The sequence below is a fragment of the Janthinobacterium sp. LM6 genome (genome assembly GCF_002002885.1).
Taxonomy (GTDB): Bacteria; Pseudomonadota; Gammaproteobacteria; order Burkholderiales; family Burkholderiaceae_D; genus Janthinobacterium; species Janthinobacterium kumbetense.
On record NZ_CP019510.1, the window covers coordinates 2,707,683 to 2,721,256 of the forward strand.

The following is a 13,574-nucleotide window of genomic DNA, read 5'->3' on the forward strand; positions in this document are numbered from 1 at the left end:
CGGAACCAATCGAATCGCATCAGATAGATACCAAGTTTACAATTACAGCAGGGAAACACCAAGGAAATCATATGGACTTCGATATTGTCGCTTTATCCAGACTGCAGTTCGCGCTGACAGCTCTGTACCACTTTATATTCGTTCCGCTGACGATAGGCCTGTCAGTGATCCTCGCCATCATGGAGACGGTTTACGTGATGACGAACCGCCCCATCTGGCGCGACATGACCAAGTTCTGGGGTGTCTTGTTCGGCATCAACTTCGCCATGGGCGTGGCGACGGGCATCGTCATGGAATTCCAGTTCGGCATGAACTGGAGCTACTACAGCCATTATGTGGGCGACATTTTCGGCGCGCCGCTGGCCATCGAGGGTTTGATGGCCTTCTTCCTGGAAGCGACCTTCGTCGGCCTGTTCTTCTTCGGCTGGGACAAGCTGTCGAAGCGGGGCCACCTGGTCACGACCTGGCTGGTGGCCATCGGTTCGAACTTCTCGGCCCTGTGGATTTTGATCGCCAACGGCTGGATGCAAAATCCCGTCGGCGCGGCCTTCAATCCGCAAACCATGCGCATGGAAGTGACGGATTTCGGCGCCGTGCTGACGAATCCTGTTGCTCAGGCGAAATTCGTGCACACGGTGTCGGCCGGCTATACGGCCGCGGCGGTGTTCGTGCTGGGTATTTCCGCCTGGTATCTGCTGAAGGGCCGCCACGTGCAGCTGGCCAAGCGCTCGATGACGGTCGCCGCCTCGTTCGGCCTGGCCGCTTCGCTGTCGGTGGTGGTGCTGGGCGATGAAAGCGGCTACCTGTCGTCGGAACACCAGAAGATGAAGCTGGCCGCGATCGAGGCCATGTGGACCACGGAGCCGGCCCCGGCCGCCTTCACGGCCTTCGGCTTCCCTGACGCGAAAGCGCGCGAGACGCATTACGCCGTGCACATCCCGATGGTGATGGGCTTGATCGGCACGCGTTCGCTGACGACGGAAATCCCCGGCATCGAGCAATTGGTCGACCGCGGCGAACTGCTGATCAAGGATGGCATCAAGGCGTATGACGCGCTGCAGACCATCCGCAGCGTGGCGCCGGGCAGCCCCGTGCCGCAGGATGCGAAAGACATGTTCGAGTCGAAAGGCCAGTCCATGGGCTATGCCTTGTTATTAAAACGCTACGTCGACGATCCGCGCCAGGCCACGCCCGAGCAGATCCGCAAGGCTGCGCTCGACACGGTGCCGCCCGTGGCGCCCCTGTTCTGGTCCTTCCGCGTGATGGTGGGCCTGGGCATGTTCTTTATCTTGTTGACCGGCACCTTCTTCATCCTGTCGACGCGCCGCACGCTGGACAAGCACCGCTGGCTGCTGAAGCTGGCCGTGTTCGCCATCCCGCTGCCGTGGGTGGCCATCGAGGCGGGCTGGATCGTGGCCGAAGTGGGCCGCCAGCCGTGGGTCATCGAAGGCGTGCTGCCGACGGCCGTGGCCGTCTCGAACCTCGGCGCTTCGACCCTCTTGATCACGATTGCCGGCTTTGCCGCCATCTACACGGTGCTGTTGATGATTGAAATGAAGCTCATGCTCAAGGCCATCCGCAAGGGGCCGGAAGAGAAGGCGCCGGCCCCCGTGCCAGCCCCCGCAGCCATTCATACTCAACGCGCCTGAGGAGGGCCAGACCATGATTTTGCATGAAATGATTTCTTACGAAACACTGCGCCTGATCTGGTGGCTGCTGATCGGCATCTTGCTGGTGGGCTTTGCCATCACGGACGGCTTCGACCTGGGCACGGGTATTTTGCTGCCCTTCGTCGGCAAGACGGACCTGGAACGCCGCGTCGTCATCAACAGTATCGGTCCCGTGTGGGAAGGCAACCAGGTGTGGCTGATCCTCGGCGGCGGCGCCATCTTTGCCGCTTGGCCGCAGCTGTACGCCGTGTCATTCTCGGGCTTTTACCTGGCCATGTTCGTCATTCTCGTGGCGCTGATCGTGCGTCCCGTGGCCTTCAAGTTCCGCAGCAAGCGCGAAGACCCGCGCTGGCGCGCCCGCTGGGATGCGGCCCTGTTCGTGGGCGGCTTCGTGCCGGCCCTGATCTGCGGCGTGGCCATCGGCAACGTGCTGCAGGGCGTGCCGTTCCGTTTCTCGCCAGACATGCACATCTTCTATGACGGCAGCTTCTTTGCGCTGCTCAACCCGTTTGCCTTGCTGTGCGGTCTCGTCTCGGTGGCCATGCTGGTAATGCACGGCGCCACCTGGCTGCAGCTGAAAACGGACGGCCCGGTTGCCGAACGGGCGCGCCGCTACGGCAGCGTGGCGGCGCTTGCCACCGTCGTGCTGTATGCGCTGGCCGGCGTGGCCCTGTGGCTGTGGGTCGATGGTTACCGCATCAGCAGCACGGTGGTGGTCGACGGTCCGTCGAATCCGCTGCTGAAAACGGCGGAAGTCCACGTGGGCGCCTGGTTCCTCAACTTTACCGCCCATCCCTGGACCTGGATCGCCCCCGCGCTGGGCCTGCTTTGCCCGCTGCTGGCCTTCGCCTTCCAGCGCGCGCGCCGCGAAGTGCCCGCCTTGCTGGCCAGCGCGGCTGGCATCGCCGGCATCATCCTCGGCGTGGGCGCGGCCATGTTCCCGTTCATCCTGCCATCGTCGATCGACCCGCGCGCCAGCCTGACGGTGTGGGATTCCTCGTCCAGCCACATGACCCTGTTCATCATGCTGGTCGTCACGGCCGTCTTCATTCCCCTCATCGTGGCGTACACGACGTGGGTATATAAAGTGTTGTGGGGCAAGGTTGATGCAAAAGCAATCAAGGACGACAGCGGTCACGCCTACTAAGAATCAACGAAAGGATATAACTATGTGGTATTTCGCCTGGATACTGGGTCTTCCGCTGGCGGCGACCTTCGCCGTGCTCAATGCGATGTGGTATGAAGTCGCCGATGGCGACACGACGCCCGAGCAGTACCGCGACACGTCCGATTAAGTCCGTGCCGGTTTGACTGGCCCCGTCCGGTGCGATGGTTTTACCATCGCTGCCCGGCGGGGCTGATGAGATGCTCAATCTCCACCCTGTAGGTTGGCAAACTTATAGGGTGTTTTCATTTCTGAAGGAGGCCATCATGGTCACTTCGCGCTTGGCCAGGTCCGCGTACCGCCTGTGCACGCTCTACTTGCCAGACTGGCGCACGCCGCTGCCTGGCGCTTTCCACCGCGGCATCCATTCAAGCCATCGCGCCGCCGTGCCGGTGGAGCCGCGCCGTGCCGAACCCGCCGCTATTGGGTTCCCCGCTCCCTCATGCTCATCGCGCAGATCTGCGTTCGCTGCAGGGGAGGTCCGCAGGGGCGGGAAGTTGCCAGCACTTACTTTCATGCCCATGTCGCAGATTCCCACTTAAATTTATTGTTTTTGTGTTTTTTGTTTTATTTTTGTTGATTTTAATTGAATTCACATTAAATCTGCATAAATTCGTTGTAAGATAAGTTGCCTGTCATGAAAACAGAATGACGCTTTGGTAAGGAATCGCGGCTTCGAATGATCAGCGGCCATACGTGCGAGAGTCGTGTCACCCCGGTCGGTGGACCAGAGGCGAGCACAGTGAATATAGGGGGAACATCATGAATATGTTACGAGTACTCAAACTGTCGCACCGTCTGGCTGTATTAATTGTGATCTTTTCAGCCGGATTCATCCTCTATGGCGTATGGTCGTTCAAGACTTTGCACGAATGGAAAGTGAACGGTCCTGTCTATCAGAATATTGTACAAAGCAAGGATTTGATTGCGGACGTGCTGCCGCCGCCGGAGTACATACTGGAATCCTATCTGGTCAGTTTTCAGCTGCTGGCGAGCGAGGATCGTGCCGAACAGGCGCAGTTAGTGGCACGATTTGCAACGCTCAAACATGATTACGACGAGCGCCATGCATTCTGGCAGGGCGCGAAACTGGATGCCGATATCGCCGAACTGTTGCTGAACAAGGCCCATCTGCCGGCACAGGCCTTCTACATGGTGGCACTGCAACAGTTCATCCCCGCAATACAGGCACAGGATAAGGCTGGCGCCGCTGTTGCGATGAAAAAGATGACGTTGAGTTACGCCCAGCATCTGCAGGCAATCAAGCAACTGGTCGATATGACCGCCCAGCGCGCGTCGGCGGTCGAGGCGGAGTCGGGCGCGCGCATCACGGTAGCGAGCAGCTTGCTGTTGGCGATACTGGTGCTCTCGCTGGGCATGGCGGTTGCGGTGGCTGTGCTCATTACCAAGAGTATTACCAGGCCACTGCAGGACGCCGTGCACGTCGCGCGCCTTGTCGCTTCCGGTGACCTGCGTAGCCATATCGCGACCGACTATCGCGACGAGCCGGGCGAATTGATGCGTGCTCTGAAAAGCATGACCGAGAGCCTGCGTCATACGGTGGGCCGTGTGCGTGGCGGCACTGAAACCATTTCGACTGCCTCGCAGGAAATTGCTGCTGGAAATCTGGACCTCTCGGCGAGAACCGAGGCTCAGGCCGGTGCACTGGAGCAAACGTCGTCGACGATGCAGCAATTAACCAGCACTGTGCAGCAGAATGCCGAAAGCGCCCAGCAAGCCAATCAACTGGTCTTGTCGGCTTCGGCCGTCGCGGTGCAGGGTGGGCAGGTGGTCGACCGTGTCGTCGCGACCATGGTGTCCATCAAGGATAGCTCGAACCGCATCGTCGACATCATTTCCGTGATCGACGGCATAGCGTTTCAGACCAATATTCTGGCCCTGAACGCGGCAGTCGAAGCGGCGCGCGCCGGCGAGCTGGGGCGCGGTTTTGCCGTCGTTGCATCGGAGGTGCGCACACTGGCGCAACGCTCCGCCAGTGCCGCCAAAGAAATCAAGCAGCTGATTGCCGAGTCGGTCGAAAAAGTCGCGCTTGGCAGCAAGCTGGCCGATGAAGCGGGCGGCACGATGCAGCAAATCGTCTCCTCCGTCCAGCAGGTGGCGGGCATCATGGGGGAGATCGCCGTCGCCAGCCACGAACAAAGCGATGGCATCAAGCAGGTGAATCAGGCCATCAGTCAGATGGACGCGGTGACCCAGCAGAATGCCGCCCTGGTCGAACAGGCAGCAGCGGCAGCGGCCAGCATGCAGGAGCAGGCGGACAATATGATGCAGGACGTGCGCGTGTTTAAATTGCTGGCGTGCCCTCACTGACCGGTCTTGCGCGCTTGGCCCGTCGGCCGATGGCGCGCATGCCCCACGGTTGCCGCAATCGCCCTTTTTTTCGCAAGATGCCGGCAGCCTATCCCGCGAATCCGTGCAGCCCCTACAGCAGGATGAATTCGCCGCGGATGCGCAGCTTCATGCCGCGCGGCGCGTCGGCGCCCGCCGCCACGGCCCAGGCCGTGATCCAGCGCGCGCAGCGTTCGCGCTCGGCCGCATCGTGCAAGCGTTGCAAGCGCGCATCGGCCCGGTCGATGCGCTGGGCCAGGTACAGGCGCTGGTCCAGGGGATCCGTCTTTTTGCTGTAGTGCCGCATGGCGTTTCCTTTCCGCGTAGTAACTTCGTTCGGTCATGGCATAGCCATCTACGCGGGGGCGGGGCGTCCGGATTCAGTTCAGGCAAAAAAAAGCCACCGCAACGGTGGCTGGCGGGGTGCGCCTTCAGGGCGGTGTCTTGCCGGCCGGTTTGGGCGTGGCAATGGCGATCGGGTCGCTGGCCGGGAAGCTTTCCTTCAGCGCTTCATCGAGCGCCTGCTCGGCATGGCTTTCGCTGGCCGGCGTGGGCGAATCGCGTTCCGGTGGCGGGGCAGGTGCGGTGGCGGCGTTGGTGCTCGAATGCATGGTGATCCCCTCGCGTTGGTGCGCCAGGTGGCCGGAATGGGCATGGCGCGTGCTGATGCTTCCAGCCTAGCACATCGCGCAAAAAAAGCGCGCCCGCTGCGCCTGCCGAAGGGGATGATGAAGAGGTCTGCTACACTGCGCTCCACTTTTATCGATGGAACCGCCATGACTGCCATATCCCTGCCATACCGCGCCACCGCCCTTGACGCCTGCGCCTGGCTGGCTGAACAGACGGGCACGCCGTGGACCCTGGCGCGTTTGCTGGAGCAGGGCGGCTTGCCCTACGTCTGGCTCGATTACAGCGATGCATGGGCCGAGCTGTTCCATGACGGCGTGACGCGCTATGCGGCGCCCGTCGTGTTTATCGGGGACAAGCAGCACCTGGCCTCGGGCGCGGACGACGTGTGGCTGCGCTTTACGCGCGACTCGGGCAACATCGCCATCGAACTGAAGGCGCCGGGATTGCGCGCGCCGCTGGACGGCTTGCACTTCCAGGAGCGCGATTTGTTGCGTTTGATCAAGGAGTTGCAGCATCCGCAGCCGGATGTCGCAGAGGCGGACAAGGCGCCCGTGGTCTTGCCCAGCGCCTTGAAGGGCCTGGGGCGCGAGCAGATTCTGCTGGCCTTTGCCGGCGTGGGCAAGGTCGACCTGGACAAAGGGATGGCTGGCGGCGTGGGCATCTTCGGCGACGATGGCGCGCGCGTGCGCAAGAATTCGCGCGGCGGCAAGAACAGCCATCTGTGGCATCCGGTGACGTTGGCGTTCGGCTTGCACGACGTGCACCGCGTGCCGATGGCGCACCTGAAGAAGGCGTTCGCCACGCAACCGTTGCTGCGCGAATGGAAGGCGGACTGGCTCGAATCGCTGCGCCTGCTGGGCGAGTAAGCAGGTGAATGAAGCCTGCCGCGCGTCGTTCATCGCGCCTTGCGCTCGCCACGCGGCATCCTGTTCGACGGCATCAGGCTTTCAGCGTTTATTCGCTTTCCTCGATCCTGCCGCCGCATTGCGTATAGCAGCTTCGGTAATCTGCCTCGCATTGCCACGTTGCAGAGCTGTCTGAGGCGCAATATTGGCGTTTCTTCGAGCACAGTTCCCGGTCCGCATCTGTTTTCGCCACGGCCAGGCAGAGGGAAACGGTACTGACGTTGCGCATCTCGCAAGCTTGTGCCTGGGCCGCGGCAACTTGTTCCTTGCCAGCAATGCATATTTGCCGATTGGTCCCGCAACTCGTCACGCATTGACGCCCCGCATCGGAGTCCGGGGGAATAAAGCGATAGCTTGTGCAGCCCGCCAAGGTGATGGCGAAACAAATCGCGGCGGCAAGGCGGAACAAGAAGGAATGGTGGATTTGCAAGGTACGCATGGTCGAAAAGGGCTTTCCCGTGGAGATGAATTGACTTGAATATCGTAAGTATTGATATTCTGACAGGCGATCATTTCAAGAACAACGGGCTGCAATGATTGTTACATCTTGGCGGCAGGCAGTTTTACAGTTCGATGGGCGCCACTTCGGTGCCGATATCGGGCGCCGCGTAATGCATGCTGAAATACACGAAGGCGCCGATATTGAGGGCGACCGTGATCCAGAACAGGATGCGGAACGAGCGCTTGCTGGACTTGTGGCGCAGCCATTGCTGGGCCAGCACGGCGCCAGGCCAGCCGCACAGCAGCCCCAGCAGCAGCAAGGTGCGTTCCGAGGTGCGCCAGCGGCCCCCTTTGGCGGCCGATTTGTCGATCGCATAGGCAACGAAGCAGCTCAGGCTCAGCACGCCATACACGAGGGCGACCAGGGCGGGGATGTGGAAAAAGAAGGTGGCCAGCAAATACAGGAAGACAAAGAACAGGATGGCAAGGTAGGGCATAGGATGGGTTGGCTTGAGCGGAAGGCGTGAGTATCCCACAAGGGGAGCGCTGCCGCGCCTAAAACAGACAGCCTTGCGCCGTATCGATGGGCACGGCGCGGCGGCGGGCATGGCCCGTTTTCAGCGCTTCGCGGTCGCTGGACAGGGCGATGCCTTCCAGCGCCAACAGGGTTTCCTTGGCATGCAGGCCGCCCGCAAAGCCCGTCAGTTCGCCCGTGGCGCCGATGACCCTGTGGCAGGGGGCGATGATGGAAATGGGATTCTTGCCGTTGGCGGCGCCCACGGCGCGCACGGCGGCGGGACGGCCGATCTGGCGCGCGATCTCGCCATAGCTGCGCGTCTGGCCATACGGTATCGTCAGCAGTGCGCGCCACACTTCCTGCTGGAAGGCGGTGCCGGCAAAATCGAGCGGCACGTCGAATTGCTGGCGCGTGCCGGCGAAATACTCGCCCAGCTGGCGCGCCGTCTGCTGCAGCACGGCGCAGCTGTCATCGACGCGCATCGCGCCCAGGCGTACGCGGTTGGGCTTGTCGTTTTCCCACAGGATGGCGGCCAGGGCCGTCCCGCGCGCCACCAGCGTCAGCTCGCCCACGGGCGAGGGCACCACGATGCAGTCGTATTCCATGTCTGTTCCTTGATCGGAGAGTGCCAGTGTAGCAGGCTGGCGGCCGCATGCATATTGCAGGTAGGATAGCGTTTTCGGCATGGAGAACTGGCTTTGACGACGATCCCCACCTATGAGACCATCCGCGCGATTGCCGTGCGGCTGGTGCAGCAGCGCTACCCCACGGCCGTGGCGGCCATCATCGGCGGCTCGTTCGCCACGGGCCGGCAGACGCCCACTTCCGATATCGACTTGCTGCTGCTGTTCGAGCACGTCGATTGCGCCTGGCGCGACACCCTCGTGGCCGAAGGGCGCACGGTGGAGCTGTTCGCGCACGACGTGGCCACGTTCACGTATTTTTGCAAGGAAATGGATGCGCCCGGCGGCACGGTGCCGCTGGCGATGATGGTGGTCGAAGGGGAAAACATCGTCGCTGCAAGCGAGCATTCCGCGCAGTTGCTTGCGCTGGCGCAAGCCATCGACACGGCCGGGCCGCCCGTGCTGGACGTGGAAAACCTGCAGCGCCGGCGCTATGCCATCACCACGGCGCTGGAAGACCTGGTCGACAGCACGCAGCCGGGCGAGGCGCTGGCCGTGGCCTGCCAGCTGTACGAAGCGCTGGCCGACCTGCACTTGCGCGCGGCGGGCGTATGGAGCGGCGGCGGCAAGCACCTGTTCCGCCGCCTGCAGGCGTTCGACGCCGCCGTCGCCGGGCAACTGGACGGCGCGCTGCGCCTGGTCGCCAGCGACTTGCCGTCCGGCCAGCATGCGTTCGGGCAGGTGGCCGCCGCCGTGCTGGCGCCCGTGGGCGGTCCCTTGCTCGAAGGCTTCACTTTGCCCGCGCCCGCGCACTGGCGCAGCGCGCCGGCAGTCTGATGCACTGCGTCCCGCTTAAAACGCCGTGCGCACGGCCAGGCTGACGTTGCGCGGTTCGCCCCAGAACACGCTGTCGTAGAAGCCTATGGTGCGGTAGTACTTTTTATCGAGCAAGTTATTCACGTTCAGCTGCACGCTGGCGTGGCGGTTGATGGCATAGCTGGCCATGGCGTTGACCAGTGCATAGCCCGCCTGCGGGATATTCGTCATCTCGCTTGACGGCGGGCGGCCGTACCACGATTCGCTGTAGATGGCGCTTTGCGCCGTCAGGCTGGCGCCCGCTTTCAGCCCTGCCAGGCGGCCGTCGAAGCGGTAGCTGGTAGCCAGGCGCAGCAAATGGCGCGGCTGCGTGGTGGCGGCGCGGCTGCCATCGGCCTCGGCCGCGTGCAGATAGGTATAGCCGCCGCTCGCTTCCCAGCCGGGAGACAATTGGCCGGAAACGTCGAACTCGACGCCCTTGGCCGTCACGCCGGCGCCGTTGGCCACCATGGCCTGGCTGCCGTCGGGCAGCAAAAAGCCGGGCGGCACGGAGCGGTCGAGTTCCGCCAGATTCTTTTTCTTCGTGTGGAACAGGGCGGCCGATGCATTCAGCTTGCCTTCATAGAATTCGCCCTTGATGCCCAGTTCCGCATTGTCGCCCGTTTCCGGCGCCAGGAACTGGTTGTTGCGGTCCTTGCTCGATTGCGGATTGAACAGCTGCGTGAAGCTGGCGTAGGCCGAATACTGCTTGTTGATGTCGAACACGGCGCCCACGTATGGCGTGACTTCATTGCGCGTTTCCACAAAGTTACTGCTGTTCGTGTGCACGCCTTGCGTGTTGTAGTTGCGCCTTTCCGTGCGGTAAGTACTGCTGCGCGCGCCGATGATCACATGCAGCGGGTCGGCCAGGCTCAAACGCGTGGCCACATAACCGCCCGCCAGGCGCGTCACGGTTTCCGTGTGCGAGCCGTCCGGGGTGAACACGGGGCGGGGGATGTTGCCCGTCCAGCTGCGGTAATCAGGGACCAAAGGTTCATAGTCGATTTTCGCCTTGCCGCCTATCGCATTGTCTTGGCCGTTATTGCCATTCCAGCCGACGATGGCCGTGTGCTTGCGTCCCAGCAAGGTAAATGGCCCGCTGGCGTAGACGTCGAAATTGTCGCTGTACTTTTTGCCCGCGCCCCAGGCGCCCGTCCACAGTTCCATGCCTTTGCCGGTGGCGGGATCGGGATAACCTCTACCCGCATACAGAACGGTGGTGCGGTTCGTGCTTTCCGTGCGCGCATAGCCGAGGTGCATATTCCAGTTGCCGGGCAGGCGCTGGTCCACCGACGCGAATACCGTGTGCTGCTTGTTGGCCCAGGTGCTCCATGGCGCCGTCCAGCTGGTGTTGCGCGGCAAATTCGCCAGGCTGCCGTCCGCGTTCCAGTAGGGTACGGCGCCCCAGGTGGCGCCCGTAGGCTGGTTGTCCTGGAAGTCGACGCCCGCCGTCAGCAGGGTGCCGGGACGCAAGTCCGCCTCGACGATGAGCATGCCGACCGTCTTGCGTTCGTGATACATGTCCAGGTAGGAATCGCGTTTTTGCCAGGCCAGGGCCGTGCGCGCGCGCACGCTGCCTGCCGCGTTCAGCGGCGTGGACAGGTCGGCCTCGATCCTCTGGTCATCCCAGCGGCCCATGATGAGGCCGGCGCTGGCCTGGAATTCCTTCGTCGGGCGCTTGCGTATCATGTTGATGGTGGCCGACGGGTCGCCTTTGCCGCCCATCAGGCCGGTGGCGCCGCGCACGACCTCGATGCGGTCGTACAAAATCGTGTCTTGCAGCGGCGCATTGCCGCCGCGCGCCATGCCGTCGATCTGGATATTGTTGATGCCGAAGCCGCGCGCACTAAACGTCGTGCGTTCCGTGTCGTTCTGGTTCACCTGGATGCCCGTCGTCTGCGCCAGCGCCTGGTCCAGGCGCACGGCGCCCAGGTCGTCGAGCAACTGGCGCGTGATGACGCTGACCGATTGCGGCGTTTCGCGCAGGGACAGGTCCATGCGCGTGGCGCTGCGCGCTTCGCCTGTCGTGTACGACTGCGTGCCTTCGGTGCTGGCCATCGACTGGCCCAGCACGGTGACGGCCGGCATGGTGACGTCGGCCGCAGCGGCGTCGGCGGCCTGGGTCGGCAAGACTGTGCCGGCGGCTAGGCTCAGCAGGGCGACGTGTAACAGGCGGGGGAGGGGGCGCAAGGCGGGCTGGCGCGAAGAAGAGAGGACGGTGGTCGATTGCATTATTTTCCTGGAGTATTTTTAGTCGTGTGTGTTCCTATCTCGTCTGGCGAGTGGCGCAGTAGCTGGGGGATGGCGTGACGCTGGCCCGGGATCTGGCTCGGATAGCAGTTCCACCCGCGCATGGCAGTGGAAAGGTCGTGCATGATTCCGTTCACATTATGTGAATAAGAATCATTATCAATATAGGTGGTATTTGCCAAATAATCAAGCGCGCGCACCAAAGGAGTGCAGGCAGCCGAGTACACGCCGCCCAAGGGCGGCGCATCGTCCGGCCTTCTGCGATAATGCAGGCGCTGATAAAATATTTTCCTCATTGAAAGAAATGCATGCGTACATGGATCGCTTGTGCCGGATGGTTGTGTGTCGTGTCGCTGGGCCAGGCCCAGGAGCACGCGCCGCCGGCCATCCCCGCGCCGCTGCAGAGCGCCAGCGCGCCGCCCGCTGCCGTCGTGCCGCCACCGCCCGTGCCGCCGCCCCCTGCGCCAGCCACGCCAGCCACGCCCGTGGCGCCGGCGGCGCCGGCGAGCGCCGAGGAAACCTTGCCATCGCAAACGGTGACGGTCACCGCCAGCAGCGACGCCAAGGCGCCGCGCGTGCGCTTCACGGCTTACCGCGACAGTTATCTGACGGCCAGGAAAGTGTGGCAAGTGTCGAGCGGCAGCGTAGTCATGGCCCTGCGCCTGATTCCGGCCAAGCTGAGCGCCACCATCGACGACGTGCGCGTGGCCTTGCAAGGCAATGGCGCTCCCATGCCGATCAAGGTGTCCGACGGCGGCGTGTTCGTCGTGCCGCTCAACGAAGACATCGCCGCGCAGGACGGTACCTTCCTGGTGAATAAGAGCAGGGGCGAACTGACGGCCAATATCGTGCTCCAGCCGTCCGTGGCGCGCGATGCCTGGAACGTCAAGCGCGTGGGGCAGGTCTTGCAGGACGCCCGGCGCGCCGTGCGGGCCATCACGCCGTGGTACAAGCGGCCGTTCGCCAGCGACGTGCAATCGCTGGCGTTTTGCGCTGCCGAGCGGGGCAGCGCGCTGCAACTGGTCGAAGGCGAGCAGCTGATCGCCACCCTGCCCATGAACGAGGCCGCCGTCAACGACATCAACCAGCCCGTGTTTTGCAAGATTTTCGATGGCGAAGACAAATACCCGGGACACTACCGCGTCGTCTTGCCCGAGCAGGCCACGGTGCTGCTGCTGTAATTAACTGCTAATTGGGCTGGCGCTGCACCATTTCCAGCGCCGCCGCCAGGGCCAGGTCCATCGTAGCCTGGTGAAAGATCAGCCATTGCGGCAACAGCGACAGCGCATGGCGCCCCTGTTCCAGGTCGCCTTCATCGACGGCAGCCCAGGCATGGTGCAGGCCGCTGAGCACGCGCGCATGCTGTTCGCGGTGGTTGGCCAGCGAGGGAAAGGCGATCTGCTCCATCAAATCCTCTTCTTCGCGGAAATCGCGCTCGACGGCCGCGATCAGCTCGCGAAACGCCATGCTGAAATGCTGGTCGCCCAACTGCTGCAGCCGCGCCAGTTCCTGAAACAGCGCCTCATGCGCCTCGTCGATGACGGGAACGCCCAGCGCCATCTCATCCTTCCAATCCGATTTACCCATGCTGATGCTCCAGGTTAAGTCCGTCACGGTGCGAAGCGGACTGTTCCAGTGTGGGCGCAGCGAAGGGCGAAATCCATGATCTGGATCAAAAGTATGGTGAAGAGGGAAAGAGGAAAACAAGACAAAAACAAATGGACGAAGGGAACAATTCCCCACCCGCAACAAAGCGGTTTTTAATTTTAAAGCTGAACACCACTAGCGAGCGCCGCTGAAAAACGCCGCTGGCAAGGCGTCTTTGACGCAGACAGTACGCGAGTACGGCAAGTCAAAGCAACGCAGTCAGCGGTGTTTTCTCAGCCGCGCGTCTTATTGCCGAGGCCAGTGGGCCCACATGCCTTGCGCATCGACATTCGGCACCTGCAATTGCTGCCCGGCAGATGTCTGCATCGCGTCGCGCAGCACGAGGGGTACGAGCAGCAAGGCCGACAGGGCAAGGCAAGCCAGCACTTTGAGCGTCAACATGGTCGTCTCCCGGTGTCCCGGCGGCGGCGCGGGGATGCGGCGCCTGCCGGTCACTTCCTTATGTACTACCATGCTTGCAGTTTAGTTCATCTGATTGAAACTTCAATTTATTGCTGTGAT

15 protein-coding genes are annotated in these 13,574 nt (G+C 62.5%); 7 read left to right on the forward strand and 8 right to left on the reverse strand.

Annotation, left to right across the window (positions count from 1 at the left end):
* Positions 1 to 71: 71 nt before the first annotated feature.
* The 4 genes from BZG29_RS12105 (at position 72) to BZG29_RS12120 (ending at position 5,166) form a co-directional block, all read left to right on the forward strand.
* Positions 72 to 1,649 carry a cytochrome ubiquinol oxidase subunit I gene (locus BZG29_RS12105; protein ID WP_077402847.1) on the forward strand — a complete coding sequence of 526 codons (1,578 nt, stop codon included), beginning with the start codon at positions 72 to 74 and terminating at the stop codon, positions 1,647 to 1,649.
* A gap of 13 nt (positions 1,650 to 1,662) precedes the next feature.
* On the forward strand, positions 1,663 to 2,817 hold the full coding sequence (gene cydB, locus BZG29_RS12110; RefSeq protein WP_077402851.1) for a cytochrome d ubiquinol oxidase subunit II: 1,155 nt from the start codon (positions 1,663 to 1,665) through the stop codon (positions 2,815 to 2,817).
* A gap of 22 nt (positions 2,818 to 2,839) precedes the next feature.
* The gene (cydX, locus tag BZG29_RS12115) at positions 2,840 to 2,965 is read left to right on the forward strand and encodes a cytochrome bd-I oxidase subunit CydX (protein WP_077402854.1); all 126 of its coding nucleotides are present in this window, start codon (positions 2,840 to 2,842) and stop codon (positions 2,963 to 2,965) included.
* Positions 2,966 to 3,597: 632 nt separating this feature from the next.
* A complete protein-coding gene (locus BZG29_RS12120; RefSeq protein WP_171984993.1) occupies positions 3,598 to 5,166 on the forward strand; it encodes a methyl-accepting chemotaxis protein in 1,569 nt (522 codons plus the stop codon).
* Between the two features lie 112 nt (positions 5,167 to 5,278).
* Here BZG29_RS12120 and BZG29_RS12125 read toward each other — a convergent pair whose 3' ends face one another.
* Together BZG29_RS12125 and BZG29_RS12130 are read right to left on the reverse strand one after the other, a co-directional pair.
* Complete coding sequence (locus tag BZG29_RS12125) at positions 5,279 to 5,491, reverse strand: hypothetical protein (RefSeq protein WP_077402856.1); 213 nt, start codon at positions 5,489 to 5,491, stop codon at positions 5,279 to 5,281.
* 124 nt (positions 5,492 to 5,615) lie between these two features.
* The gene (locus tag BZG29_RS12130) at positions 5,616 to 5,795 is read right to left on the reverse strand and encodes a hypothetical protein (protein WP_077402859.1); all 180 of its coding nucleotides are present in this window, start codon (positions 5,793 to 5,795) and stop codon (positions 5,616 to 5,618) included.
* Positions 5,796 to 5,960: 165 nt separating this feature from the next.
* Here BZG29_RS12130 and BZG29_RS12135 point away from each other — a divergent pair, with 165 nt between their 5' ends.
* Positions 5,961 to 6,680: a hypothetical protein gene (locus BZG29_RS12135; protein ID WP_077402862.1), complete on the forward strand. Its 720-nt coding sequence runs from the start codon at positions 5,961 to 5,963 to the stop codon at positions 6,678 to 6,680.
* Between the two features lie 88 nt (positions 6,681 to 6,768).
* Here the strand turns inward: BZG29_RS12135 and BZG29_RS27725 are convergent, their stop codons facing one another.
* The 3 genes from BZG29_RS27725 to BZG29_RS12145 form a co-directional block, all read right to left on the reverse strand.
* The gene (locus BZG29_RS27725) at positions 6,769 to 7,158 is read right to left on the reverse strand and encodes a hypothetical protein (protein ID WP_150130883.1); all 390 of its coding nucleotides are present in this window, start codon (positions 7,156 to 7,158) and stop codon (positions 6,769 to 6,771) included.
* Between the two features lie 124 nt (positions 7,159 to 7,282).
* Positions 7,283 to 7,657, reverse strand: a complete 375-nt coding sequence (locus BZG29_RS12140) for a DUF1294 domain-containing protein (protein ID WP_077402865.1) — start codon at positions 7,655 to 7,657, stop codon at positions 7,283 to 7,285.
* A gap of 58 nt (positions 7,658 to 7,715) precedes the next feature.
* The gene (locus tag BZG29_RS12145; protein ID WP_077402868.1) at positions 7,716 to 8,282 is read right to left on the reverse strand and encodes a methylated-DNA--[protein]-cysteine S-methyltransferase; all 567 of its coding nucleotides are present in this window, start codon (positions 8,280 to 8,282) and stop codon (positions 7,716 to 7,718) included.
* Positions 8,283 to 8,375: 93 nt separating this feature from the next.
* Here BZG29_RS12145 and BZG29_RS12150 point away from each other — a divergent pair, with 93 nt between their 5' ends.
* Positions 8,376 to 9,137 (forward strand): nucleotidyltransferase domain-containing protein, encoded by a 762-nt coding sequence (locus BZG29_RS12150; protein ID WP_171984994.1) that lies wholly within the window; start codon positions 8,376 to 8,378, stop codon positions 9,135 to 9,137.
* Positions 9,138 to 9,152: 15 nt separating this feature from the next.
* Here BZG29_RS12150 and BZG29_RS12155 read toward each other — a convergent pair whose 3' ends face one another.
* On the reverse strand, positions 9,153 to 11,387 hold the full coding sequence (locus tag BZG29_RS12155; RefSeq protein ID WP_077402874.1) for a TonB-dependent siderophore receptor: 2,235 nt from the start codon (positions 11,385 to 11,387) through the stop codon (positions 9,153 to 9,155).
* A gap of 326 nt (positions 11,388 to 11,713) precedes the next feature.
* Between BZG29_RS12155 and BZG29_RS28335 the strand changes: the two genes are divergently transcribed.
* On the forward strand, positions 11,714 to 12,586 hold the full coding sequence (locus BZG29_RS28335) for a hypothetical protein (RefSeq protein ID WP_150130884.1): 873 nt from the start codon (positions 11,714 to 11,716) through the stop codon (positions 12,584 to 12,586).
* A 7-nt stretch (positions 12,587 to 12,593) separates the two neighbouring features.
* Here BZG29_RS28335 and BZG29_RS12165 read toward each other — a convergent pair whose 3' ends face one another.
* Positions 12,594 to 12,992, reverse strand: a complete 399-nt coding sequence (locus BZG29_RS12165; RefSeq protein WP_077402881.1) for a hemerythrin family protein — start codon at positions 12,990 to 12,992, stop codon at positions 12,594 to 12,596.
* A gap of 306 nt (positions 12,993 to 13,298) precedes the next feature.
* Positions 13,299 to 13,454: a hypothetical protein gene (locus tag BZG29_RS28130; protein WP_171984995.1), complete on the reverse strand. Its 156-nt coding sequence runs from the start codon at positions 13,452 to 13,454 to the stop codon at positions 13,299 to 13,301.
* Positions 13,455 to 13,574 lie beyond the last annotated feature (120 nt).

What these genes read in the sequence shown, in the direction of transcription:
- cydB (WP_077402851.1), top strand. Translation starts at nt 1,663, where the DNA reads ATGATTTTGCATGAAATGATTTCTTACGAAACACTGCGCCTGATCTGG.
- BZG29_RS28335 (WP_150130884.1), top strand. Translation starts at nt 11,714, where the DNA reads ATGCGTACATGGATCGCTTGTGCCGGATGGTTGTGTGTCGTGTCGCTG.
- cydX (WP_077402854.1), top strand. Translation starts at nt 2,840, where the DNA reads ATGTGGTATTTCGCCTGGATACTGGGTCTTCCGCTGGCGGCGACCTTC.
- BZG29_RS12155 (WP_077402874.1), bottom strand. Translation starts at nt 11,387, where the DNA reads ATGCAATCGACCACCGTCCTCTCTTCTTCGCGCCAGCCCGCCTTGCGC.
- BZG29_RS28130 (WP_171984995.1), bottom strand. Translation starts at nt 13,454, where the DNA reads ATGTTGACGCTCAAAGTGCTGGCTTGCCTTGCCCTGTCGGCCTTGCTG.
- BZG29_RS12105 (WP_077402847.1), top strand. Translation starts at nt 72, where the DNA reads ATGGACTTCGATATTGTCGCTTTATCCAGACTGCAGTTCGCGCTGACA.
- BZG29_RS12165 (WP_077402881.1), bottom strand. Translation starts at nt 12,992, where the DNA reads ATGGGTAAATCGGATTGGAAGGATGAGATGGCGCTGGGCGTTCCCGTC.
- BZG29_RS27725 (WP_150130883.1), bottom strand. Translation starts at nt 7,158, where the DNA reads ATGCGTACCTTGCAAATCCACCATTCCTTCTTGTTCCGCCTTGCCGCC.
- BZG29_RS12145 (WP_077402868.1), bottom strand. Translation starts at nt 8,282, where the DNA reads ATGGAATACGACTGCATCGTGGTGCCCTCGCCCGTGGGCGAGCTGACG.
- BZG29_RS12130 (WP_077402859.1), bottom strand. Translation starts at nt 5,795, where the DNA reads ATGCATTCGAGCACCAACGCCGCCACCGCACCTGCCCCGCCACCGGAA.
- BZG29_RS12135 (WP_077402862.1), top strand. Translation starts at nt 5,961, where the DNA reads ATGACTGCCATATCCCTGCCATACCGCGCCACCGCCCTTGACGCCTGC.
- BZG29_RS12140 (WP_077402865.1), bottom strand. Translation starts at nt 7,657, where the DNA reads ATGCCCTACCTTGCCATCCTGTTCTTTGTCTTCCTGTATTTGCTGGCC.
- BZG29_RS12125 (WP_077402856.1), bottom strand. Translation starts at nt 5,491, where the DNA reads ATGCGGCACTACAGCAAAAAGACGGATCCCCTGGACCAGCGCCTGTAC.
- BZG29_RS12120 (WP_171984993.1), top strand. Translation starts at nt 3,598, where the DNA reads ATGAATATGTTACGAGTACTCAAACTGTCGCACCGTCTGGCTGTATTA.